At 68.0% G+C, this 24576-nt stretch carries 24 protein-coding genes and 1 pseudogene; 14 read left to right on the top strand and 11 right to left on the bottom strand.

Annotated features, from left to right (window positions below):
* The first annotated feature begins 81 nt into the window (after positions 1-81).
* From P7B02_RS06835 to P7B02_RS06820, 4 genes are all read left to right on the top strand, one after another.
* Positions 82-591, top strand: coding sequence for a D-glycero-alpha-D-manno-heptose-1,7-bisphosphate 7-phosphatase (locus tag P7B02_RS06835; RefSeq protein ID WP_277785575.1), 510 nt, complete (start codon positions 82-84; stop codon positions 589-591).
* A complete protein-coding gene (gene rfbD, locus P7B02_RS06830) occupies positions 588-1493 on the top strand; it encodes a dTDP-4-dehydrorhamnose reductase (RefSeq protein ID WP_277785574.1) in 906 nt (301 codons plus the stop codon). The genes P7B02_RS06835 and rfbD overlap by 4 nt, the downstream gene beginning before the upstream one ends.
* 9 nt (positions 1494-1502) lie before the next feature.
* Positions 1503-2156, top strand: a complete 654-nt coding sequence (gene fsa / locus P7B02_RS06825) for a fructose-6-phosphate aldolase (protein ID WP_277785573.1) — start codon at positions 1503-1505, stop codon at positions 2154-2156.
* Positions 2157-2281: 125 nt separating this feature from the next.
* The gene (locus tag P7B02_RS06820) at positions 2282-4306 is read left to right on the top strand and encodes a TonB-dependent receptor plug domain-containing protein (protein WP_277785572.1); all 2025 of its coding nucleotides are present in this window, start codon (positions 2282-2284) and stop codon (positions 4304-4306) included.
* A gap of 55 nt (positions 4307-4361) precedes the next feature.
* Here P7B02_RS06820 and P7B02_RS06815 read toward each other — a convergent pair whose 3' ends face one another.
* Positions 4362-5780 (bottom strand): alpha/beta hydrolase, encoded by a 1419-nt coding sequence (locus P7B02_RS06815; RefSeq protein ID WP_277785571.1) that lies wholly within the window; start codon positions 5778-5780, stop codon positions 4362-4364.
* A gap of 122 nt (positions 5781-5902) precedes the next feature.
* On the opposite strand from P7B02_RS06815, the gene P7B02_RS06810 reads away from it, so the two are divergent.
* The 3 genes from P7B02_RS06810 to P7B02_RS06800 all read left to right on the top strand — a co-directional run bounded on the left by P7B02_RS06810 (position 5903) and on the right by P7B02_RS06800 (position 8843).
* Positions 5903-6076 carry a hypothetical protein gene (locus P7B02_RS06810; protein ID WP_277785570.1) on the top strand — a complete coding sequence of 58 codons (174 nt, stop codon included), beginning with the start codon at positions 5903-5905 and terminating at the stop codon, positions 6074-6076.
* Between the two features lie 185 nt (positions 6077-6261).
* Positions 6262-7662 carry a cystathionine beta-synthase gene (locus tag P7B02_RS06805; RefSeq protein ID WP_277785569.1) on the top strand — a complete coding sequence of 467 codons (1401 nt, stop codon included), beginning with the start codon at positions 6262-6264 and terminating at the stop codon, positions 7660-7662.
* Between the two features lie 2 nt (positions 7663-7664).
* Positions 7665-8843, top strand: coding sequence for a cystathionine gamma-synthase (locus P7B02_RS06800; RefSeq protein ID WP_277785568.1), 1179 nt, complete (start codon positions 7665-7667; stop codon positions 8841-8843).
* Here the strand turns inward: P7B02_RS06800 and P7B02_RS06795 are convergent.
* Positions 8773-9741, bottom strand: coding sequence for a mechanosensitive ion channel family protein (locus P7B02_RS06795; RefSeq protein ID WP_277785567.1), 969 nt, complete (start codon positions 9739-9741; stop codon positions 8773-8775). The two genes, P7B02_RS06800 and P7B02_RS06795, sit on opposite strands and share 71 nt — an antisense overlap.
* A gap of 141 nt (positions 9742-9882) precedes the next feature.
* Here P7B02_RS06795 and P7B02_RS06790 point away from each other — a divergent pair, with 141 nt between their 5' ends.
* Positions 9883-11061, top strand: a complete 1179-nt coding sequence (locus P7B02_RS06790; RefSeq protein WP_277785566.1) for a patatin-like phospholipase family protein — start codon at positions 9883-9885, stop codon at positions 11059-11061.
* A 6-nt stretch (positions 11062-11067) separates the two neighbouring features.
* Here the strand turns inward: P7B02_RS06790 and P7B02_RS06785 are convergent, their stop codons facing one another.
* The 3 genes from P7B02_RS06785 to P7B02_RS06775 all read right to left on the bottom strand — a co-directional run bounded on the left by P7B02_RS06785 (position 11068) and on the right by P7B02_RS06775 (position 14244).
* The gene (locus P7B02_RS06785; RefSeq protein WP_277785565.1) at positions 11068-11364 is read right to left on the bottom strand and encodes a UBP-type zinc finger domain-containing protein; all 297 of its coding nucleotides are present in this window, start codon (positions 11362-11364) and stop codon (positions 11068-11070) included.
* Between the two features lie 18 nt (positions 11365-11382).
* Complete coding sequence (locus P7B02_RS06780) at positions 11383-13044, bottom strand: FAD-dependent oxidoreductase (protein WP_277785564.1); 1662 nt, start codon at positions 13042-13044, stop codon at positions 11383-11385.
* A gap of 84 nt (positions 13045-13128) precedes the next feature.
* Positions 13129-14244, bottom strand: coding sequence for a DUF3667 domain-containing protein (locus tag P7B02_RS06775; protein ID WP_277785563.1), 1116 nt, complete (start codon positions 14242-14244; stop codon positions 13129-13131).
* Between the two features lie 140 nt (positions 14245-14384).
* Here P7B02_RS06775 and P7B02_RS06770 point away from each other — a divergent pair, with 140 nt between their 5' ends.
* A complete protein-coding gene (locus tag P7B02_RS06770; protein WP_277785562.1) occupies positions 14385-15548 on the top strand; it encodes a DegT/DnrJ/EryC1/StrS family aminotransferase in 1164 nt (387 codons plus the stop codon).
* Here P7B02_RS06770 and P7B02_RS06765 read toward each other — a convergent pair.
* The 4 genes from P7B02_RS06765 to P7B02_RS06750 form a co-directional block, all read right to left on the bottom strand.
* Positions 15545-17164 (bottom strand): cisplatin damage response ATP-dependent DNA ligase, encoded by a 1620-nt coding sequence (locus tag P7B02_RS06765; protein ID WP_277785561.1) that lies wholly within the window; start codon positions 17162-17164, stop codon positions 15545-15547. The genes P7B02_RS06770 and P7B02_RS06765 overlap by 4 nt on opposite strands.
* A 118-nt stretch (positions 17165-17282) precedes the next feature.
* A complete protein-coding gene (locus P7B02_RS06760) occupies positions 17283-17720 on the bottom strand; it encodes an acetyltransferase (RefSeq protein ID WP_277785560.1) in 438 nt (145 codons plus the stop codon).
* Between the two features lie 106 nt (positions 17721-17826).
* Positions 17827-18228, bottom strand: a complete 402-nt coding sequence (locus tag P7B02_RS06755) for a PIN domain-containing protein (RefSeq protein WP_277785559.1) — start codon at positions 18226-18228, stop codon at positions 17827-17829.
* Positions 18218-18448 carry an AbrB/MazE/SpoVT family DNA-binding domain-containing protein gene (locus P7B02_RS06750; RefSeq protein ID WP_277785558.1) on the bottom strand — a complete coding sequence of 77 codons (231 nt, stop codon included), beginning with the start codon at positions 18446-18448 and terminating at the stop codon, positions 18218-18220. Before P7B02_RS06750 ends, P7B02_RS06755 begins: the two co-directional genes overlap by 11 nt.
* A gap of 154 nt (positions 18449-18602) precedes the next feature.
* Here P7B02_RS06750 and P7B02_RS06745 point away from each other — a divergent pair, with 154 nt between their 5' ends.
* Entirely contained in the window at positions 18603-19025 is a 423-nt protein-coding gene (locus P7B02_RS06745; RefSeq protein ID WP_277785557.1) for a PaaI family thioesterase, read from the top strand.
* Here P7B02_RS06745 and P7B02_RS06740 read toward each other — a convergent pair.
* Both P7B02_RS06740 and P7B02_RS06735 read right to left on the bottom strand, forming a co-directional pair.
* Positions 19022-20227: a DUF1624 domain-containing protein gene (locus P7B02_RS06740; protein WP_277785556.1), complete on the bottom strand. Its 1206-nt coding sequence runs from the start codon at positions 20225-20227 to the stop codon at positions 19022-19024. The two genes, P7B02_RS06745 and P7B02_RS06740, sit on opposite strands and share 4 nt — an antisense overlap.
* A 53-nt stretch (positions 20228-20280) precedes the next feature.
* A pseudogene (locus P7B02_RS06735) lies at positions 20281-21310 on the bottom strand (ligase-associated DNA damage response exonuclease); the annotation flags it as partial.
* 27 nt (positions 21311-21337) lie between these two features.
* Here P7B02_RS06735 and P7B02_RS06730 point away from each other — a divergent pair.
* The 4 genes from P7B02_RS06730 (at position 21338) to P7B02_RS06715 (ending at position 24447) form a co-directional block, all read left to right on the top strand.
* The gene (locus tag P7B02_RS06730) at positions 21338-21814 is read left to right on the top strand and encodes a PaaI family thioesterase (RefSeq protein WP_277785555.1); all 477 of its coding nucleotides are present in this window, start codon (positions 21338-21340) and stop codon (positions 21812-21814) included.
* Positions 21815-22237 (top strand): PaaI family thioesterase, encoded by a 423-nt coding sequence (locus P7B02_RS06725; RefSeq protein ID WP_277785554.1) that lies wholly within the window; start codon positions 21815-21817, stop codon positions 22235-22237. It begins immediately after the preceding gene.
* A 90-nt stretch (positions 22238-22327) separates the two neighbouring features.
* On the top strand, positions 22328-23851 hold the full coding sequence (locus P7B02_RS06720; RefSeq protein WP_277785553.1) for a dipeptidyl-peptidase 3 family protein: 1524 nt from the start codon (positions 22328-22330) through the stop codon (positions 23849-23851).
* A gap of 53 nt (positions 23852-23904) precedes the next feature.
* Positions 23905-24447, top strand: a complete 543-nt coding sequence (locus P7B02_RS06715) for an SRPBCC family protein (RefSeq protein WP_277785552.1) — start codon at positions 23905-23907, stop codon at positions 24445-24447.
* The last annotated feature ends 129 nt before the right edge of the window (positions 24448-24576 follow it).

The raw sequence follows: 24576 nt of genomic DNA, 5'->3' as shown, positions 1-24576 counted from the left end.
CGTAAGGGCTTTTGAGGCCTTTCGCCCCTCCCCGCAACGGTCCCGCTTGAGGGGCGGTTCCCGCATGGGTAAAGCCGGAGCATGAAATCCAAGCTCAAGGCCGTGCTCTTCGACCGCGATGGGGTGCTGAACCTCGACGAGGGCTACACTCACAAGCCCGAGGATCTCGTATGGACGCCGGGCGCGCGCGCCGCGATCCGCCGCCTGAATGAGGCCGGCCTGAAGGTCGTTGTCGTCACCAACCAGTCCGGGGTGGCGCGAGGCCTTTACGATCTGGCCGCCGTCGATCTCTTCCATGACGAGATGCGGCGTCAGCTGGCGAAGGACGGCGCGCGGATCGACGCTTTCTACGCCTGCCCCTACCACAAGGACGCGCAGGTCGACGCCTGGCGTCACGATGACCACCCCGACCGCAAGCCCAATCCCGGCATGCTGCTGGCCGCCCTGCGCGATTTTGGCCTGAAGCCGGACGAGGCGATCATGATCGGCGACCGCGGCTCCGACATGGAGGCCGCGCGCCGCGCCGGCATGCCGGGTCACCTCTACGAGGGCGGTGATCTCGACGCCTTCGTGGCGCGGGTGACCGCATGATCCGCATCCTGCAGTTCGGGGCCACGGGGCAGGTGGCGCGCTGCGTCCTCGCCGCCGCCGAGCTCGCCGCCGCCGCGGGGCGGGCGTCGGTGACCGCCCTGTCGCGGGCCGATTGCGATCTGTCCGATCCCGCCGCGATCGAGGCGACGATCGCTTCGGCCGACTGTGACCTGGTCGTCAACTGCGCCGCCTTCACCGCCGTGGACGCGGCCGAGAGCGATCCATCAGCCGCCATGGCTGTGAACGCCGAGGCGCCGGCCGCCATGGCGCGGGCCTGCGCGGCGCGCGGTCTGCCGCTCATCCACCTGTCCACCGACTACGTCTTCGACGGCGCCAAGGGCGCGCCCTATGTGGAGACCGACCCCGCGACGCCGCTGGCTTCGGTCTATGCCCGCTCCAAACTGGCGGGGGAGGCGGCCGTGCTGGCCTACGCCAAGGGCGCGGTGTTGCGCATCGCCTGGGTGTTCTCGCCGCTCAGCCGCAACTTCGTCACGGTGATGATGCGCCTGGCGCGGGAGCAGGACGAGGTGCGCATCGTCGCCGATCAGACCAGCACCCCCACCAGCGCCGTGGATCTGGCGGACTTCCTGGTCCGCACGGCGCCGCGATGGGCCGCCGCGCCGGAAGGGGACGAGGCGTTCGGCCTGTTCCATTTCGCCAACGCGGGCGTCGCCACGCGCTTCGAGCTGGCCTCCGCCGCCATCGCCCGCGATCCGCGGACCCGCGCCCGGCTGACCCCGGTGCCGATGACCGCCTTCCCGGAGCCCGCGCCACGCCCGGCCTATTCGGCCCTGGACACCACAAAGCTGTCACGGGTTTTCGGCGAGCATCCGCGCCCGTGGCGGGAGGCCGTGAGCGAGACGGCTGACGCTCTGGTGGCGAACGGCGCGCTGAACAGCTAAGAGGCTAGCATGCAGATTTTCCTCGACTCCACCGACACCAAGCTCATCGCCGAACTGGCCGAGACCGGCCTCGTGGACGGCGTGACCACCAATCCGACCCTGATCGCCAAGTCGGGCCGCCCGATGCTCGAGGTGATCGCCGAGATCTGCGATCTGGTCCCTGGGCCGATCAGCGCCGAGGTGGCCGCCATCAAGGCCGACGCCATGATCGCCGAGGGCGAGAAGCTGGCCGGCATCGCCCCGAACGTGGTGGTGAAGGTGCCCCTGACCCGTGACGGCCTGATCGCCACCGGCCATTTCAACCGTCAGGGCATCAAGACCAACGTCACCCTGTGCTTCTCGGCGGTGCAGGCCCTGCTCGCCGCAAAGGCCGGCGCGACCTACATCTCACCCTTCATCGGCCGCCTGGACGACCAGGGCGCCGACGGCATGGGCCTGATCACCGACATCCGGGCGATCTACGACAACTATGGCTTCGACACCGAAATCCTGGCCGCCTCGATCCGCACCACGGGTCACGTGAAGGAGGCCGCCCTGTCGGGCGCCGACTGCGCGACCCTGCCGGCCAACGTCTTCGGCGAGCTTTTCAAGCATCCCCTGACCGACAAGGGTCTGGAGCAGTTCCTGAAGGACTGGGCGGGCACGGGGCAGTCGATCCTCTAGGATTCTCGACGAGGCCGACGCGGATCAGTCTGTCCAAGATTTAATCCACGTTGCTGTTATGTAATTGGCCTGAGCAGGTTGTGAGCGGGCACACCTCCCCTCAAGACTTCTGAGGGGGAGACACCATGCGTATGCAACTGCTCGCGGCGGCGTCCGTGTTCGGGCTGGCCTCGGCCATGAGCAGCGTGGCCCTGGCCCGGGCGCCGGCCGCGCCCGCCGCGCCGGCCGCCTCGGCCAACGGCGTCATCTCCTTCACCCCGGACTTCTTCGCCGCCCTGCTGCCCAACACGGCGCTGGAGATGGTGGAGCGGATTCCCGGCTTCGAACTGGAGGACGGCGAGGATCTGCGCGGCTTCGCCGGCGCCCAGGGCAATGTCCTGATCGACGGCGTGCGGCCCGCCTCCAAGTCGGACACCGGCTCGACGGTCCTGCAGCGCACCCCGGCCTCGCGGGTCGAGCGCATCGACCTGATCCGCGGCGGCGCGGGCGGCATCGACATGCAAAATTACGCGGTGGTGGTGAACGTCGTCCTCAGGCCCGAGGCGGCGCGCGAGCACATCGTCACCGTCGAGCCCTACCTCTTCGAGGGCGGGCCGGAGATGTACCGCCTGCGCTATGAGTTCAGCTCCAGCAAGGACGGCCGCAAGTGGGGCGTCCAGCTCGGCCAGGGCGTCGGCATCGACGACGGCACCGGTCCGGGCCGCCTGACCCGCCGCCGCGCCGACGGCAGCCTGATCTCCGACGAGCCCATGGAGACCGACTTCAAGGGCGGCGGCCAATACATTCGCGGCAATTGGGCCGGCCCGGTCCTGGGCGGCCGCCTGGAGCTGACGGCCGGTCTCGACGACGACTTCTGGCGCAGCAGCACCGCCTTCGGCGACAACGAGCGTTTCCGCCGCTCCGACTATCGCGAGGACGAACTGAGCGGCGACCTGGGCGCGCGCTATGAGCGCCGCTTCGCTGACAACCTGAGGCTCGAGGCCCGCCTGATGCAGAACCTGGAGGATGGCGAGTCGGTGGAGCGCAGCCGGGGCTTCGGCGCCGAGCAGGTGTTCACCGCCGACTACCAGTCAGGCGAGAGCATCGCGCGCACCTCCCTGCGTTGGGAAGGTTCGCCCAAGCTGACCCTCGAGGGCGGCGGCGAGGCGGCCTACAACTTCCTCGACACCAAGCAGCGCTTCACCATCGGCGGCGAGAACATCCCCCTGCCCAGCGCCTCGGTGAAGGTCGAGGAGAAGCGCGGCGAGGTGTTCGGCCAGGCGATCTGGCGGCCGCGTTCGGACCTGGTCATCGACGGCATCGTGCGTGTGGAGCGCTCGGTGATCAGCCAGTCCGGCGACGCCACCTCGGAAAAGACCTTCACCTTCGTCAAGCCGCGCGTGGTCGCCACCTGGACGCCGATCAAGAACAACCAGTTCCGCTTCCGCTTCGAACGGGAGCTGGGGCAGCTGGACTTCGGGGACTTCGCGGCTTCGGCGGCCCTCGACAACGACCAGGTGTTCGGCGGCAACGTCGATCTGGAGCCGGAGCAACGCTGGATCAGCGAGTTCGTCTATGAGCGCCGCTTCTGGGGCGACGGCGTGGTCAGCCTGACCCTGCGCCATGACGAGATCATCGACGCCATCGACCAGATCCCGCTGCCGGACGATCTGTCGGCCACGGGCAACATCGGCGACGGCACGCTGAACCGCGTGGCGATCAACCTGACCTTGCCTCTGGAGCGCCTGAAGGTTCCGGGCGGCCGCCTCGTGGTCAACACCAAGTGGGACCGCACCGAGGTGATCGATCCGACCACGGGCGACAAGCGCCGCATCTCGTGGGTGGAGCACAACCGTCACCTGGTCAGCTTCACTCAGGACCTGCCGCGCTGGAAGCTGACCTACGGGATCGACTACATCCCGCCCTTCAAGCGGGTCCGCTTCCGTCCGGACGAGACGGTGCGGATGGAGGTGAACAACTATCTCCAGGTCTATGCCGAATATAAGCCCAAGCCCGATCTGGCCATCCGCGTGATGGTGACCCGTTGGGAGGACTTCCCGTTCGAGCGGACGATCTACGCCGACCGCTTCACGCGGCAGGTGGAGATGGTCGAGCTGCGCCAGACGGACCCGCGCGAATTCGTGCAGATCCGCCTGCGCAAGAGCTTCTAGGTTTCTTGCGCGCGTCAGGCGGCGAAACCGCTGACACTTTCGCCTGACGCGCGTTTCAGTAGACGAACGCCATGGGCGTGTCCTTGGCCGGGAGGCAGGCGCGCTCCACCGGCTTGGACGGGTCGAGGAAGAAGTCGCGCACCATCTTGCGGGTGCAGGGGCTGGTCCCGGCCACGCCGTGGGTGGCGTTGGTGACGATCACCACTTGGCTGCCGGCATAGCCCTTGGCCGCGGCCTCGGTCAGCTCCGGCGGGCAGCCGGGGTCGATCTCGGCGGCAAGGAAAAGGGTCGGGATCTTGGTCTTCACCGGCTGCTGCTCGATCGGCGAGATCTTGCCCCAGTTGATGGCGGCGCAGATGTCGTGGATGCGCTCCATGGGCGCGACCATCAGTTCGGCCACCGGATCGCCCTTGGCGCCGGCCTTGATCCCCGCGCGCTGCTCGAAGGGAATCTCCTCCTTGCACAGGTGGGTCATGAACTGGCCCTCGGAGTAGTAGTCGCGGGAGGACATGAACTCGTCCACGGGCGACATGTCGCCGGCGATGATCTTCGACAGCTGCTGCGGCAGGACGGGGGCGGCGAAGTAGCTGGCGTCCATCAGGTAGCCGCCCAGGTCATCGGCCGTATAGGTCTTGCCGCCGATGGTCTGCGGGCCGGCCATGAACTTGGCGGCGGTCGTCCGAAGGCGGGCCTTCAGGTTCGGGTAGCGGTTGGCGCATTCAGTGATCGCCTCGCACTTGGCCATGACCACATAGAGCGAGCTGGCGACCATCTCCGGGCCGCCCACCGTCCACGCGGCCTCCGGCGGCCAGGGGCTGTCCTGCACCACGGCGCGCACGCCTTGCGGCGCATGGGTCTGGACGGCGGCTTCGATACGGGTCCCGTAGGAGCCGCCATAGAGGTCGATCTGGCCCAGCTTCAGGGCCTTGCGCATGTCCTGAACATCGTGGGCGATTTCGACGGCGTTGTAGCGGGTCAGGTCCACGCCCTTGGCCTGGAAGGCCTTGAGGCAGGCGATGATGCCGTCGGCGTCCTTCTTCGACGGCGGGCCGGCGTCGGTCAGGGCCGTGCCCGGGCAGTCCATGCCGGGATCCCCATGGCCCGTGCCGCGCTGGTCGAAGAAGATCCAGTCCTGATCGACCGCGACGAACTCCTTGGCCGCCGGACGCTTCAGCCGGGCGGGCACGCTTTCAACCGCGTCGCCGCCGGGGCCGCCATGGAAATAGACCACGGGCGGCAGGCCCTTTGGCTCCAGGGCCCGGACGATGGCTACGGGAAAGGTGATGCGGCGCGACTCGGGATCGCCCCGCGCCTCGTCCACCGTCATGGTTCCGCAGTCCACCTTGTAGGGGACGCCGGCATAGTCGCCCTTGCAGGCATTGGGCGTGAACTGCGGCTCTGCCGCCCGGGCCGCCCCCGCGCCGGCCGCCAGAAGGAACGCGCCCGCCAGCGGCGCCCACAAGGAACGGATCATCTTCTCTCCCCGACAATCGAACGACCATAGGTCGCCAGAACGGCTCCGGGCGCAAGGGCCTGCCCCGCCACCGTAGAAATACGGGATCGATCCGGCACACGCATGGCGCGATAAGCCGGGCCATGGACCCCGAGTTCGAAACCTCTCCCTGGCCTATGGTCGTCGTCGGTGTGATCGGCGGCTGCGGAGCCCTTGCGGCCTACATGGATGGCCGCCCGGGTCTGACGGCGCTCGTCTGTCTGGCGACCCTGGCGTCCATGGTCATCGTTCATCGCATGTCGCGCGAGAAGGACTAGGTCTGGCTGCCGATTCGCCGGACGTCGTGCGGATCGTGCGTTCGTCAGCCTTGCGCCGGCCCGTGCGGATCACCACGCTTTTGCTGCGCAAGGTTTTCTCGCCGTCCCTCACAGTCGGCTTTCGAACTTGCGCGTTTTGCCTCTAGAAGAGGGCAAATCCATCGTTTTTCGGCGGAGCCTTCGCCATGACCGACCAAATCTCGAGCGCCCCCAAGGCGCAGTCTTCCGCCCTCGACCTCATCGGCTCGACCCCGATGATCGAGGTCCGCAACATCGACACCGGCCCCTGCCGTCTGTTCCTCAAGCTGGAGAGCCAGAACCCCGGCGGGTCGATCAAGGACCGGGTCGCACGCTCCATGATCGAGGCGGCCGAAAAGGACGGCAGCCTCAAGCCGGGCGGCACGATCATCGAGGCCACCGCCGGCAACACCGGCCTTGGCCTGGCGCAGGTCGCCAGCCTCAAGGGCTACAAGTTGATCCTGATCGTTCCGGACAAGATGGCGCGGGAGAAGATCCTGCACCTGCGCGCCATGGGCGTGGATGTGCGCCTGACCCGCAGCGACGTGGGCAAGGGCCACCCCGAATACTATCAGGACATGGCCCAGACCCTGGCCCAGTCCATCCCCGGCGCGATCTACGTCAACCAGTTCGAGAACCCGGCCAACCCGCTGGCGCACGAGACCGGCACCGCGCCGGAAATCTTCGCCCAGATGGACGGCGACGTGGACGCGGTGGTGGTCGGCGTCGGCTCCGGCGGCACCCTGACCGGCATCGGCCGCTACATGGCCAAGCACTCGCCCAAGACGCAGATGGTCCTGGCCGACCCGGTCGGGTCGATCCTCTGTGACTATGTGGCGACCGGAACCTATGGCGAGGCCGGAAGCTGGATCGTCGAGGGCATCGGCGAGGACTTCATCCCGGCCGTGGCCGACATGAGCCTGGTCAAGAAGGCCTATTCGATCAGCGACCGCGAGAGCGTCGACACCGCCCGCCTGCTGCTGCGCAAGGAAGGTGTTCTGGCCGGCTCCTCGTCGGGCACCCTGCTGGCCGCCGCCCTGCGCTATTGCCGCGAACAGACCGAGCCCAAGCGCGTCGTGACCCTGGTCTGCGACACCGGCGCCAAGTACCTGACCAAGATGTTCAACGACATGTGGCTGGCGGCGCACGGCTTTGACGAGCGCGAGCTGCACGGCGACCTGCGCGACCTGATCGCCAAGCGCTACGCCGACGGCGGCGTCGTCGCCATCGGTCCGCAGGACACCCTGATGACCGCCTATAACCGCATGCGCAGCGGCGACATCAGCCAGCTGCCGGTGGTCGACCACGGCAAGCTCGTGGGCATCCTCGACGAAAGCGACATCCTCGCGGCCGTCGAAGGCGGCGACGACCAGCCCGGTCCGCGCTTCAAGCAGCCGGTGTCTCAGGCCATGACCAAGGCGGTGAACACCCTTCAGGCCCATCAGGGCGTGGACGCCCTGCCGGAAGTCTTCGACCGCGACGAGGTCGCCCTGGTCGTGGACGGCGACGAGTTCATCGGCGTCATCACCCGCGTCGATCTGATCAACCACCTGCGTCTGACGGCCTGAGCATGAGCGAAAACAAGACTGGCAAGAACCGCCTGGCCTTCGCCACGCGCACCATCCACGGCGGCCAGAGCCACGACCCGACCACGGGCGCGGTGATGGTGCCGATCTACGCCACCTCGACCTACGCCCAGACCAGCCCGGGCGAGCACAAGGGCTTCGAGTACAGCCGCAGCCACAACCCGACCCGCTTCGCCTTCGAGCGCGCGGTGGCGGACCTGGAGAGCGGCACGGCGGGCTTCGCCTTCGCCTCCGGTCTGGCGGCGGCCTCGACGATCCTGGAGATCCTCGACAGCGGCGCGCACGTGATCGCCAGCGACGACCTCTACGGCGGCTCGTTCAGGCTGTTCGACAAGGTGCGCAAACGGTCGGCCGGCCTGACCTTCAGCTTCGTGGACATGGCCGACCTGTCGGCGATCGAAGCGGCTATCCGCCCCGAGACGAAGATGATCTGGGTGGAGACGCCCACCAACCCGATGCTGCGCCTGGCGGACCTGGCGGCCATCGCTGAGCTGGCCAAGAAGCACGGCCTGATCACCGTGGCCGACAACACCTTTTGCAGCCCCTACGTCCAGCGGCCGCTGGAGCTGGGCTTCGACGTGGTGATGCATTCGGCCACCAAGTACCTGAACGGCCACTCCGACGTGGTGGCCGGGGTGGCGGTGGTGGGCGACAACGCCGAGATCGCCGACAAGCTGAAGTTCCTGCAGAACGCCATCGGCGGGGTGCTCGGCCCCTTCGACAGCTTCCTGGCCCTGCGCGGAGTGAAGACCCTGGCCCTGCGCATGCAGCGCGCCTGCGACAACGCCCTGGCCATCGCCGAGTGGCTTGAGGCGCGCTCAGACATCGCCCGCGTGGTCTATCCGGGCCTGGCCTCCCACCCGCAGCACGAGCTGGCAAAGCGCCAGATGATGCATGGCTTCGGCGGCATCATCTCGGTGGACATCAAGGGCGGCCTCGCCCCGGCGCGGCGGATGCTGGAGCGCACCCGCCTGTTCACCCTGGCCGAAAGCCTGGGCGGGGTGGAGAGCCTGATCGAGCACCCGGCGATCATGACCCACGCCTCCATTCCGCCGCAGCAGCGGGAGGCGCTCGGCATCACTGACGGCCTGGTCAGGCTTTCGGTGGGGATCGAGGATCTCGACGACCTGAAATCCGATCTCGCGCAAGCCCTCGAAGGCTGATGGGATGACGACGGCGGCTGCGTTCAGCGGCCGTCGGCTTCGGCGCGGGCGGCGTCAGCGGCGGCAGGTCCGCCTCGGGATTTTCGGACAGGATGCGGATCGCCAGCAGCAGGTCCGACTTCACCGATCCCTCGTCCTCGCGCGCCGTCCAGGCGCGCACGGCGCCCTCGATGAACGCTTCGCTCATGGCGGTGATCTCCACGACCGGCTTCGGATCCTTGCGGATGCGGGGATCCGAGGAGATGCGGGCGTTCAGCGCCGTCAGCATCGCCTGGATGTCGGTCTTGTAGGGCACCTTCCAGATCGCGTCGGAGCGATGTCGCGGATAGTGCGTGAAGTTGAGGATCACATCGCCGAAGACCTTGCCGTTGGGCACGATGACCTTGGTGTTGTCGCCCATGGCCAGCTCGGTGACGAACAGGTCCAGGGACTTCACCACGCCCTTGCGGGTCGAGGTCTCGATGGTGTCCCCCACGCGGTAAGGACGGAAGATCAGCAGCATGACCCCCGCCGCCACGTTTGACAGGGTCCCCTGCAGGGCCAGGCCCACCGCCAGGGACGCGGCGCCCAGCACCGCCAGGATCGAGGTGGTCTGCACGCCCAGCTGCTGGAGGACCGCGATGATGCCGACGAAGATGACGAGGTAGCGCGTCAGCGATGCGCCGAAGCTGGCCAGGGTGGGGTCGGGGTGGTGGCGCTGGACCCGGGTCAGGGCGCGCCGAACCACGCCGGACATGGTCTTGGCCAGCCAGAAGGTGACGGCCAGGATGAGGACGGCGACGAGCAGATTGACCGCGAAAGTGCCGAACATGTCGACGGCCTTGCGGACGAGGTTCTCATCCAGGGTGATCGGGTTGCGAACGGCCTGTTCGACTTCCTTCGGTGCGTTGGTCTGCATGTCTCTGGAATGAAAGCTGCGCCTTGGCTCGTCAACGGCTTCTGCTTGTTCAAGTTCCGACCGTCGCGGCCAAGCGCAGCCTTTGACCGCCGGGCCACGTTGGGTGTTAGGAGTAAGCGAGACCGCACCGCAAGGACGCCCATGTCTGACACGCCCCCGCCGCCGATCGAGCCGCGCCGCCGCCGTCGTCTGCCGCACAGCCCGGCCAGCGCCGAGCCGCGCGGCTTCGAAGGTGTCCGCCTCACCATCACCGAGGCTCAGGACGCCCTGACCGCCGCGGCCGACCGGATCGCGGCGCCGCGATCGCTGTGGTCGCGCGCGCCGTTCGACATCCTGGCGGTCTCCGGCGGCGCGGCGGGCGGCGCCTTCGGGGCGGGGTTGCTTGTCGGGCTCTCGCGGGCGGGACGCCGTCCGACCTTCGCTATCGTCACCGGCGTCTCCACCGGCGCGCTGATCGCGCCCTTCGCTTTCCTGGGCTCGGAGTGGGACGAGCGTCTGAGCGACGCCTATACCGGCGGTCACGCCGCGCGCCTGCTGAGCCGAAAAGCCATTCCCGGTCTGGGCGGCCTCCTGCGGGCCGACGCCCTGGACGGCCTGATCGCGCCCTTCGTGGACGAGGCCCTGCTGCTCGCCGTGGCGGCGGCCCATGCGGAGGGCCGCCGGCTGTTCGTGGCGACCACCGACCTGGACCGCCAGCAGGCCTGCATCTGGGACATGGGCGCGATCGCGTCCCGGGCCCGCCCGGGCGACAGCGACGCGCCGCTGAAGCTTTTTCGCGACATCCTCGCGGCTTCGGCCAGCCTGCCGGGCCTGTTTCCGCCACGCATGATCGCCAGCCGCGCCGACGGCGAGGATTTCGAAGAGATGCATGTGGACGGAGGGGTGGCCGCGCCCCTGTTCATCCTGCCCGAAGCCCTGCTGCGCGACCGCAACATCGGCCGACGGTTCCGGGGCGGGCGGGTGCGGGTTATCGTCAACACCGTGCTGGACCCCGCGCCCAAGAGCACGCCCATGAACCTGCCGTCGATCCTGATGCGCAGCTTCGACACCATGCTGCGGTTCTCGTACCGCCAGGCGATCAGCGTGGCGGCCACCTTCTGCGCCGGAGCCGGCGTGCCGCTGGAGATCGCTTCGATCCCCTACGACCCCAATCACGGCAGCATGGTGAAGTTCGACACCGAAAGCATGCAGCGCATGTTCGATTCCGCCGTGCAGAGCGTCATGGACGGCAAGGCCTGGGTCACGGCGACGCCGGAGCCGGAGACCCTCAGCGGCATGTTCGCCAAGTCGTTCCGCCCCGGAAAGCCGGCGCCGGTCTAATCTGCGTCAGACGTAACGCGGGATCGGCGTCAGCTGCGGGGTCTGGTCCGGAAGCTCGATGAAGATGTCGTCCACATAGCACCAGCCCCAGCCTTCCGGCGGGTCATAGCCCTCGATGACGGGGTGGCGCGTGGCGTGGAAATGCGCCGTGGCGTGGCGGTTGGGCGACTGGTCGCAGCAGCCCACATGACCGCAGGTCCGGCACAGCCGAAGATGCACCCACATGGAGCCGGATTTCAGGCATTCCTCGCAGCCGCGAGCGCTGGGCGTGACTGTCTTCACGGTGGAAAGGTGTCCGCACATGAGGCTCTCCCGGGTGTCTTAGGCGCCGGGTTCATCCAGCGTGGCGAGGTACTGGTGAATCTGGCTGACCACCGCCGCGCCCTCGCCGACAGCGGCGGCGACGCGCTTGGTCGAGCCCGCCCGCACGTCGCCGATGGCGAAGACGCCGGGGCGATCCGTCTGCAGCGACGAGGTGGAGGAGCGGGTGACGATGAAGCCCTTGTCGTCGAAGGTCGCGCAGCCCTCCAGCCACCCGGCGTTCGGGTCGGCGCCGACGAATAGGAACAGATGGCGCAGTTCGCAGCGGTGCGTCTCGCCGGAGCGGACATCTCGCAGGCGCGCGGCGACCAGACCCGTGTCGCAGTCGCCCTCCAGGGCGGTGACCTCGGTATGGGTGTGAAGCTGCACGTTCGGCAGGGCCGCGATCCGGTCGATCAGGTAGCGCGACATGGACGCCTCCAGACCCTTGCCCCGGATGAGCAGATGCAGCTGGCGCACCTTGGGCGCCAGGAAGACCACCGCCTGTCCGGCGGAGTTGCCGCCGCCCACCAGGGCGACTTCCTCGCCGGCGCAAAGCCGCGCCTCCACTGGTGAAGCCCAATACGAGACGCCGCCGCCCTCGAACGGCTCAAGGTTCTCGATCGGGGGACGACGGTAACGGGCGCCGGAGGCGATCACCACGGTCCTGGACTGGACGAGGGCCCCGTTGCTCAGCTCCAGTTTCAGCGGGCCTGCGAACCCGTCCTCCTCATCCGGGCAACGAAGGCGCGTGACCTCCATGGGGATGGCCAGCTCGACGCCGAACTTCAGCGCCTGATTGTAGGCGCGCCCCGCCAAGGCCTGGCCGGAGATGCCCGTGGGAAAACCCAGATAGTTCTCGATCCGCGCCGAGGCTCCCGCCTGGCCTCCGATGGCCCGTTGGTCCAGAACCAGAACCGACAGCCCTTCGGAGGCGGCATAAACGGCGGCGGCCAGGCCGGCCGGTCCGGCGCCGACGATCGCCACGTCGTAGAGCTTTTCCGGGTCGAGGTCGGGCGTCATGCCCAGGCAGAGCGCCGCTTCCGCGTCGCTGGGCCGCCGCAGCACCGTGCCGTTGGGGCAGACCATCAGCGGCAGATCGCCATCGGCCACGCCCAGCCGTTGGACGATGGCGCGCCCCTCCGCGTCCTGCTGCGCGTCGATCAGGGTGTTGGGGTATCCGTTGCGGGTGAGGAAGCCTTGCAGCCGGATCAGGTCCGGGTCGTCCGGCAGCCCCACCAGGACCGATCCCGCCGCGCCGCTTTCGATCAGGCCGACGCGGCGCAGGATCAGCGCCCGCATGATGATCTCGCCGATCTCCGCCGATCCGATCATCAGGGCGCGCAGGTGAGGCGCGTCCACGGGTACGGCGGTGCAGCCCTCAGGCCCGGCCGCCCCTTCGGCCAGGGACGCACGGCCGGCCAGCTGGCTGACCTCGCCGGTGAACTGGCCGGCCTGCTGGCTGGTGATGTGCTGCTCGTGACCCAGGCCGTCGCGCCGGACGATGGCGATCTCGCCCTCCAGGATCACCCACAGGGGCGCGTTGTGTTCACCGATCGCGAAGACGACCTCGCCCGGATCGAACCGACGCGCCGCCCCGCTGGCGAAACCCCGGGCGATCGCCAGCTGGGCCGCGTCCAGCACGGGGAACATCTGGTGGTGGCGATCGTCGATCACAGCCATGGCATCCCCGCTGGTCCGCTTGGCAAACGAGGTTGAGGGGCATCCAGCCTTCCCGCAAGGGGAAGCCTGGATTTCCGGGGCGCCCTAGCCCGTCAGCCCCAGCATGACGATGGCGGTCAGGAACAGCGACAGGGTGACCGCGCAGAAGATCAGCAGGAACCACAGGCGCCAGATCGTCGAGAAGACGCTCAGGCCGTAGGCCCCTTTCAGTTGCGCGTACATGTGGGTCGGGACCGCCAGCATGATGGCCAGGCTGACCCAGTTGAGCTTGGCGCCTCCCCACATCGCCACCGACGCCAGGAGCAGGAGGATGGCGATGAAGGTCAGGGAGTAGAGGACGAACACCCCGTGGTCGTAGAGCGTGAACTGCCGCTTCCACACGAACAGCAGGGCCACGAAGGGGATCGAGATCGGGATCAGCAGGAAGCTGAATTTGTAGAAGGTCTGCTGGATCTTGTAGAGCGCCAGCTCCGGGTTCTGCAGCTTCTTTTTCAGCTTCTTGTCCAGGTTCTTGTCGCCCGTATTGACCTTGATGTCGCCCTTGGCGGCCATGGACTGGAGCTCCCTGGCCCAGTCATTGGTGATCGCCCCCACGTCGGGCGCCGACGGATTGTTGGACATCGCTTCATTGGCGGCTTCCAGGTCCACACGCGCCTTGGTGACGCGCCGCACCGCCGCGTTGCGGACCTCGGGCGAGGCGCCCGCGGGCAGATTCTCCAGCGCCACCTCGGCCTGGGTCACCTCATTGGCGGCCCGGAACAGGGTGGTGCCGCTCACGGGCGGCCTGGCCGCGGCCGCGGTTGAGGGCTCGCCTTCGTTACGCGCCGCCGGCGCGAAGCTCAGCAGCATGAACACCACGAAGACGGTGAACAGGTACATGCCCAGAGGCGAGACATAGCGCGAGCGCTTGCCCTCGATCCATTCGCGGGTCAGGCGGCCGGGGTTGAGGAACAACAGCGGCAGGGTGCGCCAGATGCGGCTGTCGAAGTGCATGACCCCGTGCAGGATCTCTTCGCCCAAGTGCAGCAAGGAGCGATGCACATGGGTGGGCTGGCCGCAGTTGGAGCAGAACTTGCCGCTGGTCTGCGCGCCGCAGTCGGCGCACATGGCGTGATGCTCGCCCGCCTTGCCTTCGCCCCGCTCGACGGCCCCGCCGATCAGTCCGTGCGTGGCCCCCACGCCCGCCGCGTCGATATCCATGGCCATCCCCTGCTGCCCATGGGGGAACCTTTAGCGCTGTTCGCCTCGCTCGGCCAACGCGGGTCTTGAAGAAAGACCGCAACAGTCGGTTACAGGGTTTGTCTCGAAAGCGCCGCCGGAGCGCCTTAAGAGGCCGCCTCATGAGCATGATTCCCTTCATCGACTTGGCCGCCCAGCAGCGGCGCATCCGCGACCGCCTCAACGCCGCCATGGCGCGCGTCCTCGATCACGGCGGCTATGTCATGGGGCCGGAGGTCCGGGAGTTCGAGACCAAGCTCGCCGCCTATGGCCAGGCGAAGCTGGCCCTGTCCTGCGCCAACGGCACCGACGCCATCGCCCTGCCGCTGATGGCCTGGGGGATCGGCGCGGGCGACGCGGTGTTCTGTCCGTCCTTCACCTTCACCGCGACCGCCGAGGTCGTGCCGTGGACCAACGCCACGCCGGTCTTCGTGGACATCCTGCCCGACACCTTCAACCTCGATCCCGCCAGGCTGGAGGCCGCCATCGCGGCGGTGAAGGCCAAGGGTGAGCTGAAGCCCGCCGCGGTGATCGCCGTCGACCTGTTCGGCCAGCCCGCCGACTATCCGGCCCTGCGCGCCATTTGCGACCGCGAGGGGCTGAAGCTGATCGCCGACAGCGCCCAGGGCTTCGGCTGCACCCTGGACGGCAAGCATCCGCTGCATTGGGCCGACGTGGCCACCACCAGCTTCTTCCCGGCCAAGCCCCTGGGCTGCTACGGCGACGGCGGCGCGGTCCTGACCAACGACCAGGCGCTGTGGGACCTGATGGACAGCTTCCGCATCCACGGCAAGGCGGTTGCCGCCGACCTGAACGGCCGCGTCTTCGAGCACGAGCCCAAATACCTCAACGCCCGCATCGGGATGAACTCCCGCCTCGACACCCTGCAGGCGGCGATCCTGATCGAGAAGCTGGCGATCTTCGACGAGGAGATCGCCATGCGTCAGGCCGTGGCCGACCGCTACGCCGAGGGCCTGAAGGGCGTGGTGCTGTCGACGCCCAAGGTGATCGCCGGCGGCCAGTCCGTCTGGGCCCAGTACGTGATCGAGCACGAGAACCGCGACGGCCTTGCCGCCCATCTGAAGACGCAAGGCGTGCCCACCGCCGTCTATTATCCGGTGCCCATGCACCAGCAGGAGCCCTACGCCGGCTTCCCGCAAGGCGAAGGGGGTCTGCCGGTGACCGAGGCCAAGGCCGCAACCGTGCTGGCCTTGCCGATGCACCCCTATATGGACGAGGCGGTCCAGACCCGGATCATCGTCGCCGTCCGGGCGTTCAACGGCTAGTCGAGCATCCGCTCCAGCGTGGCCAGTTCATCGGCCTCCCTGGCGGGCTTGTCCCAACGGATGCGGCTGATGCGGGGAAAGCGCATGGCGACCCCGCTCTTGTGGCGGCTGGAGCGTTGCAGCCCCTCGAACGCCACCTCCAGCACCAGGCCGAAATCGACCCCCGCCTTCACGGCGCGCACCGGCCCGAAGCGGTCGGTGGTGTTGTCGCGCACGAACTTGTCGAGCTGCTTCAGCTCCTCGTCGGTGAAGCCGAAATAGGCCTTGCCCACGGGGGTGAGGGACCGCTCGCCCTCGGCGTCCTCGCGCCAGACGCCGAAGGTGTAGTCGGAGTAGAAGCTTGACCGCTTGCCGTGTCCCCGCTGGGCATACATCAGCACGGCGTCGATCAGGTGCGGGTCGCGCTTCCACTTGAACCACGGGCCCTTGGGCCGGCCGGCCTCATAGGCGCTGTCCCGGCGTTTCAGCATCAGGCCTTCCGACAACCGCGCATCCCCCTGCGGAGGCTCGGCGCGCAGGGCGGCGAGTTCCTCCCAAGTTTCGAACGGCTGAAGCGGCGAAAGATCGATGCGCGGGCTGCCGATGCGGGCGACGAAGGCCTCCAGCCGTTCGCGCCTCGTAGCGAAGGGCAGGGTGCGCAGGTCCTCTTCGCCATCCAGCAATAGGTCGTAGGCCCGTATCCCGGCGGGATAGGCCGCGAGCAGCTTGGCGTCCGCCGTCTTGCGGCCCAGCCGCTGCTGAAGATCGTTGAAGGCGCCGAGCTCGCCGTCTCGCAGAACGATCAGCTCCCCGTCCAGGGCCCCTTCAAAATCCAGAGCCGCGACCACGTCGGGGAAGCTGCCCGACACGTCGTCGCCCGTGCGGGTGTAGAGCCGCCGTACGCCCCGCTCGCTCACCGCCTGGACGCGGATTCCGTCCCACTTCCACTCGGCGGCGTAGTCGGCGGGATCGAGCTTGGCGAAGTCGCTGTCCTCGTCGACGGCCTGGGCCAGCATCACCGGACGGAAACGGCCGGGGTGGTCGGCGTCCGGCTTTTCGGCCCGCCCCTCCAGCCAGGCGAACAGGTCGGCGTAGGGCGGCGTGACCGCGTGCCAGATCTCCTCGATCTCGGCCACGGTCACCGTCTGGCCGTGCAGGGCGGCGAGGTCCGCGCAGGCCTGCTTGGCGAGGCGCGCGGACAGCCCCACCCGCAGACCGCCGGTGACCAGTTTCAGCAGGGCCCAGCGCCCGTCGGGATCCAGAGCGTCGAGCCACCGCTCGATCAGGGCCTGCACCTGCGACCGGCTGGCGGAGCGCAGGGCGTCCACCACCTCCGACAGCTCCGGCTCGCGATTGGCGCCGGGCTGCGCCGGCCAGACCAGGGACACGGTCTCGGCCAGATCGCCCACGAAGTCGTAGGACCAGCCGAACAGGGTTGGATCGACCCGGGCCTCCACCGCCTTGCGGATGAAGGCCGGCTTGGCGGCGTTGAAGCTGAGCTCTCCCGTCAGGGCGGCGAGCGCCCAACCTCGATCAGGATCGGGAATGTTGGCCAGGTGATCGCGCACCAGCACCAGCTTGGCGTTGCGCGAGCTGGTCAGAGACAGCCGGTCCAGCAGGAGGGCGAAGGCGCGCATGGGGCGACGATAGCGCCAGACCTAAAGCGGGCACAGCCCGCCGGAATCGCGGGCGTTCGGCAAGGTCGGGCGGGCGGTGTCCATGGGAGCAGAACCAGCGCTCCGCCGGGCGGTTCCGTCAGGCTTCGCTGAGATGCAGCAGCGGGTAGGGCATGCCGGCGCTGTCCAGGGGCGAGCGTCCGACCTGCCGGAAGCCCATGCGTTCATAGAAGCCCACGGCCCGGGTGTTCTGTTCGTTGACGTCCACCTTCAGCGGCAAACCCCGCGCCCGTGCGGCCCCGATCAGCAGCCGGCCGATGCCGCGGCCATGGTGCGCCGGGTCCACGAACAGGGTGTCGATGCTGTCGCCTTCCAGCCCCATGAAGGCCAGCGGCCGGTCGTCACGATCCACGGCCAGGTGAAGCGACGCTTCCGGCAGATAGCCTTCACGCACCTGTCCGCTGATGAACTCCAGATCCTCGGGCTTCAGGAAGTCGTGGGTCGCTTCAACGGCGCTCCGCCAGATCTCGAACAGGCGGTCGACGTCGTCCGGGCGGCTGAGGCGGATGGTGATCATGAACCCGCTTCTAACCGTCGAGGCTGACGATCGGAAGATGCGGTTTAGTTGTTGCGCAACATGAAGGCTCTGCGCCAAGTTTCCGCCATCGCGCTACTGCAAACCTCTAAGCCGCGAAGGGATTAGTCACCCGCAGGCGGCCGTCGACAAGGAGGCCGTCGTGCATGTCCTCGCTCCACAGCACATCGCAGCCTGCATTGAGCGCGGCGGCGACGATCTGTCCGTCGTAGACCGACAGACCGTACCGCTCGGAGAGCCGCAATCCCTCGACGTGGGTCGCCTCCGTCAGCGGCGTTACAGTCATCAAAGCCCGCACCGCGGAGACCATCTGTGTGGTTTCCGTCCAGGTCAGGGCCATCTTGCGCCGCGCGACGTGGGCCATTTCGTTGAGCACCTGCACGCTGATCGTGCCGCCTTCTGCGACCAAGGCCTCGGCGCGTTCAGCTTTTGAGGCGTCGTGAGAGGCCAGATAGAGCAGGACGTTGGTGTCGAGGAAGCTACCGGCCACCGGCCTCGTCCCGGTCGAACTTGAAATCCTCCGGCAAACGGCCGCGATAGGATCGCAATCGCGCTAGGAGCGCCTCGCGTCCTGGCTTGCGCGCCACCGTCATGGCTGCAGCGTCATGGACGTGAATTTCGATGTCGTCGCCCTCGCGCAGGCCCAACACCTCGACGACGGATTGCGGCAGCCTCACGGCGAGGCTGTTTCCCCATTTGGCGACCTGCATCCAACCCTCCTTAGATATACCTGGAACAATTGTATATCTTTGTGCCCGCAGCAACAAGAATGCCGTGAGCTCAGCAGCACGATCATCGACCTCACGGGAAAGTCGTGGACTCAATTTCAAACAATTGTTTAATTCGCGAGCAAAGGACGTTGCTATGAGCTTCTCTCCGCCCGAAGGCTTCTCGCCCCACACCCGCAAGAGTCCGCTGACCGATCCGTGGGAGCCGCTCTACGCCCGGGTGCTGGAGGACCGGGTTCTGATCGGGCTGGAGGTGCGGGCGCCGCACGCCAATTCGCGCGGCATGCTGCACGGCGGCCTGATCGCCGGCCTGGTGGACAACGCCATGGGCCTGTCCTGCGGCCAGGTGCTGGCGGCGCAGGGGATCGCGGCGGGTGGTCTCGTCACCGTATCGCTCAACGTGGACTATCTGGGCCTCGCCAAGCCGGGCCAATGGCTGGTCTTCGACACCCACTTCCTGAAGCCGGGCAAGACCCTGTGCTTCGCCGAGGCGGGCGTGACGGCGGACGGAGCGGCGATCGCTCGCGCCCGCGCCAGCTTCAAGGTCTTGCCGGCCTAGAGATAGCTCAGCCACCAGTCGCGCCGACGGCGCTTCACCCCCGCGAACCACGCCGACAGCGGATAGAGCGCGGCGAGGGTCAGGGCCCAGGCGGCGTAGGCGCCGGCCAGGCTGAAGCCCCAGCCCGCCTTGATGGTCCGGCTCGGATCGACCACGAAATTGACCATGATCGTCGGGTCCAGCCCCATGGCCGCCGCTATCAGGAGCGCGCCCAGGTGCAGGATGTAGATGTGCAGCACATAGGTGAACAGCGGCGTGCGCCCGAACGCCAGCAGCACATTGGCCGGCGCGCCCTTCAGCCGCTCCAGGGCCAGGGACAGCAGCAAGGACACACCCAACGTCGCCAGGACGTAGAGCAGGGACGGCGGGTACTTGGAGACGTTCAGGAACGACATGGCCGTCCGCGCGGCGTCCGCGTGCGCCGACCAGGGCGCCGGATCGCCATAGAGGTTCGGCGCGCGCAGCACGACGAAGGCCGCCAGCATGCCGAGCGCCAGGACCAGCACCGTCCTGCGCCGCTCATCCGCCGGTTTCAGGAACAGGCCGCCGAGGCCGTAACCCAGGAACATCACCCCCGCCCACGGCAGCAGCGGATAGGCCACGAAGCCCAGGTTCGGGATCAGGGTCAGCTCCATCATGAAGCCCCACAGCAGGCCCCATGACCCCAGGTCCGCCGCATCGATCCCGGACAGGGCGGGGTGGATGGCGATGATCGCCGCGCCCAGCGCCCCCACCGCCAGCGGCGGCGCCCGGGTCAGGGCCGCCAGCAGCACCATGCTCGCCCCGATGGCCCAGATCACCTGCATGAACAGGATGGGCCCGAAGTTGAAGCCCAGGCTGACCACCGTCACCTCAAGGAAAATCAGCCAAAGCCCGCGGGTCAGCAGGAACCGAGACAGGGTCGCCGGGCTCTTGCCGTTGGCGCGCTGCAGATAGGCGGAGACCCCGGACAGCAGGACGAAGGTCGGAGCGCACAGGTGGGTGATCCACCGCGTGCCGAACACCGCCAGGTTGGATTTGGCCGGGTCCACCGGGTCGTAGAGGAAGGCCTGAGCGTGGAAGTAGTCCCGCGCGTGATCCAGCACCATTAGGACAATCACCAGCCCGCGCAGCAGATCGATCACGTCCAGGCGCGCCGCGCCGGAGCGCGTCAGGGCAGGCTCGGTCAGCGGATCGGTCCGCTCGGCGGTAATGGATGTCATGGCGCGCTCCCTAGCATTTGGAGCGCACTTTGCGCAGACCAAACGCGGTTCGGCTACCCGTCGTCCTCGTCATCCTCGTAGCCGACCAGGGCCAGGGCGCGGGCCTTGACGCCTTGCAATTCGCACCAGCGCAGCAGGGCCTCCTCGCGGCCGTGGGTGATCCACACCTCGCCTGGCGACAGTTCGCTGATCGTGGCCGTCAGCTCGTCCCAGTCGGCGTGGTCGGACAGGATGATCGGCAGCTCAACGCCCCGCTGGCGCGCCCGGGCCCGCACCCGCATCCAGCCGGAGGCGAAGGCGCCCACCGGATCGGGAAAGCGGCGCGACCAACGGTCCTGCAAGGCCGAGGGCGGGGCGACGATGATCTCCCCGGCGAAATCGCCCTTCGCGGCGTCAGTGGTGGCGGGCGCCAACGGGCCGAGCTCGACTCCATGCGCTTGATAGAGGGCGCAAAGCCGCTCCAGCGCCCCGTGGATGTAGATGGTCCGCTCCCACCCCGCCTCGCGCAGCAGGGCGATGATCCGCTGCGCCTTGCCAAGCGCGTAGGCTCCCACCAGATGCGCCCGCTCCGGAAACTGCTTCACGGACTTCAGCAGCTTGGCGATCTCTTCGGTGTCCGGCGGGTGGCGGAAGATCGGCAGGCCGAAGGTCGCCTCGCTGATGAACACCTCGCAGGGGACGGGCTCGAAGGCGGGGCAGGTGGGATCGCGCCGACGCTTGTAGTCGCCGCTGACCACCATGGTCAGGCCCTTCCATCGGATCACCGCCTGGGCGGAGCCCAGCACATGCCCGGCCGGGACCAAGGTGATCTCCACCCCGTTGCGCGTGATCGTCTGGCCATAGGCGATGGGCTCAACCGTATGGGCGAAGTCGCGGCCGTACCGTTCGCCCATGATCGCCAGGGTCTGCGGCGTGGCGGCCACCGCGTGGTGGCCCGAGCGCGCGTGATCCGAATGCCCATGGGTGATCACCGCCCGGTCCACCGGCCGCACGGGGTCGATGTAGAAGTCGCCGGGCGGGCAGTAGAGGCCGTCGGGCCTGGGACACAGAAGGCTTTCGGGTTTCAGCACGGTCTGGATATGAACCCCTCGGGCGCTATAAGCCTAGAGTATGAGCGAAGACCTCGAACGGTTCCGAAATCTCGCCCTTGGCATGAACAAGGGCAGCCCCCAGGCGGCGGCCCTCGGGCTCGAGACCCTGTCCATCGACCCCAGCGGCGCGGTGCTGAAGGTCCCCTACCGCGACGAGCTGGTGGGCGATCCGGAAACCGGCGTCATCGCCGGCGGCGTGGTCACCACCCTGCTCGATCACGCCTGCGGCCAGGCCGTCCACGCGGCCATGGAGACCTGGACCTCCATCGCCACCCTGGATCTGCGCATCGACTACATGCGCCCGGCCGTGGCGGGCAAAGACATCCTGGCCCGCGCCCACTGCTACAAGCTGACCCGGTCGGTGGCCTTCGTCCGGGCCGTGGCCTACGACGTCGATCCCGAGGATCCCGTGGCCGCCGCCCAGGCCGCCTTCATGCTGGACTCCAGCGCCGGCCGCAAAGCCGGCGCCAATCTCAAGCCGCCGAGGGGCGTTTAAATGACCGAGGAGAGCGACCGCCTCGCCGCCGTTCTCGGCCGCATTCCCTATGTGAAGTTCCTGGGCCTGCGCGCCGAGCTGGCCGGGGACGAGATGACCGTCATCATGCCGGCCTCGCCGCACCTGATCGGCAATCCCATGCTGCCGGCTCTGCACGGCGGAGTGCTGGGCGCCATGATGGAGGTCACCGCCATCGCCCAGCTGATGGTCGCCCAGCCCCTGGTCAGCCAACCCAAGACCATCGACGTGTCGATCGAATACCTGCGCTCCGGCCGGCCCCTGACCACCTACGCCCGGGCCAAGCTGAACAAGATCGGCCGTCGCATCGCCAATGTGCATGTGGAGGCCTGGCAGGAGCAACGCGGCGCGCCCATCGCCGCCCTGCGCGGTCACTTCCTGGTCCAGCCGGAGGTGGAGGAGTAGGCGCACGTCCTGTGTCAGGACCGCACGATGCGCCTTGCAACGGCCGCGGAACGGTCGCCACATCCGTCCCGATAAGGAGACGGAAACGCCATGCGCAAACTGATCGCTCTCGCGCCCCTGTTCGTCCTGGCCGGCGGTCTCGCCGCCTGCGACCGCAAGGCCGAGACCCCGCCCGCCGCCGCGTCCAAGCCGGCGACGACGCAATTCGCCTCGATCCGGATGGAGGTGAACACCGCCTTCCTGAGCGCCGAGGAGCGCCAGGTGGTGAACCTGCTGATCCAGGCCGCCGACGTGATGACCACGATCTACGCCAAACAGTCGGCCGGCGAGGGGCCGGGCCACGGCTTCTATCCGGCCGGCATGACCAAGGCGCAGTTCGAGGCCTATCTGGCCGCCCATCCCGACCAGAAGGCCGCCCTGACCGACGGCTACACGGTGGTCAAACGCGAGGGCGACCGCTTCGTCGCCGTTCCCTATTCCACAGAGTACAAGGCCGAGCTGGATAAGGCCGCCGCCCTTCTGGAGCAGGCGGCCGGCGTCACTACCAATCCCAGCCTCAAGACGTTCCTGACCCTGCGGGCCAAGGCCTTCCGCACCAACGACTACTTCGAGTCCGAGATGGCCTGGATGGACCTGAAGGACACCCCCATCGAAGTCGCGATCGGCCCGTACGAAGTGTACACGGACGAGATCATGGCGGCGAAGACCGCCTTCGAAGCCTTCGTCACCCTGAAGGACCCGGCCGAGAGCTCGGCCCTCGACAAGTACAAAGCCTATCTTCCGGCCATGGAGGCGAACCTCCCGGTCCCGGACGCCTACAAGAACTTCAAGCGCGGCGGCGACTCGCCCATCGCCGTGGCCGAGCAGGTGCGCGGCGGCGGAGACAATCTGCAGGGCCCGCAGACCATCGCCTTCAACCTGCCCAATGACGAGCGGGTGCGTGAGGCCAAGGGCGCCAAGAAGGTCATCCTGTCGAACGTGCTGGGCGCCAAGTACGACCGCATCCTGGCGCCCATGGCCAGCCGCATCCTGGTGGCCGATCAGGCCGCCCTGGTGACCAAGAAGTACATGACCCTGGAGACCCTCTTCCACGAGCTGGCTCACAGCCTCGGCCCGGGCTCCATCGTCGTGAACGGCCGCAAGACCACCGTGAACGCCGAGCTGACCAGCATCTATTCGGCGAGCGAGGAGGCCAAGGCCGACGTCATGGGCGCCTGGAATCTGCTGTTCATGATGCAGAAGAACGAGCTGCCGGCCGCCGAGAAGCGCCAGCTTCTCAACACCTACGCCGCCGGCATCTTCCGCGCCGTGCGCTTCGGGGCGGAGGAGGCGCACGGCCGCGGGGCCGCGCTGCAGTTCGGCTACATGAAGGCCAAGGGCGCACTCGTCTGGGACGCCGGCGCGGGCCGTTTCCGAGTCGACGAAGCCAAGATGGAGACCGCCATACGTGACCTGACCGCCGATCTCGTGCGGCTGCAGGCCACCGGCGACCGCACCGGCATGGAGGCCTTCTTCAACCAGCACGCCCGACTGGACGACAACGCCAGGAAGGTGGTCGGCGGCCTGGGCGACATCCCCGTGGACATCGCGCCGATCTACCCGGACAAGATCTGACGGGAGGGGCGGAGGCGATGATCCTCCGCCTCCCATTTTGCGGGGTGAAGCTCATGAAGCGTATGGTCCTTGCCTTGGCCGCTTCGGCCCTCTTCGCCGGCCAAGCCGGAGCCGCGGTGGTCGACGCCCAGCCCCACGGCTTCAAGGTCGCCGCCAGCGCCCGGATCGCCGCCCCGCCGCGGAAGGTCTGGGCGGCCCTGTCCACGCCTGGCGGCTGGTGGAATGGCGACCACAGCTGGTTCGGCAAGGCCTCGAACCTGAGCCTCGACCTGAAGCCCGGCGGCTGTTTCTGCGAGATCGCGGCCGAGGGCGGGGCGCTCCACATGCTGGTCAGCTATGTGAAACCCGGCGAGGAGCTTCGTCTCTGGGGCGCGCTCGGCCCATTCCAGACCCTGGGTGCGGGCGGCGGGCTGACGATCCGGCTTGAGCCGGTCGATCAGGGCACGAAGCTGAGCTGGGCCTATACGGTTGGCGGCTACGTGCCGGGTGGTTTGGACAAGCTGGCGCCGGCCGTGGACGGGGTCCTGGCCGAGCAGTTCGGCCGGCTCGGGCGCTATGCGCAGACCGGTTCGCCGGACGTCGCCGAGGCGCCCTAAACCCTTACAAAGCAGTCACTTTCTTACATCGAGGTCATGACGCAGCCTTAACGGGACTTCGCCCGGCGTGCGGCGTATTCACTCAGTCATCGGGGCCGCGGCGCTCCATTCAAGACTGAAGGAAAACGA

Origin of the sequence: Caulobacter segnis (genome assembly GCF_029543125.1) — a bacterium.
Taxonomy (GTDB): domain Bacteria; phylum Pseudomonadota; class Alphaproteobacteria; order Caulobacterales; family Caulobacteraceae; genus Caulobacter; species Caulobacter segnis_D.
Note: the sequence above shows the minus strand (reverse complement) of the source record. Positions and strands in the feature narration are given on the sequence as shown.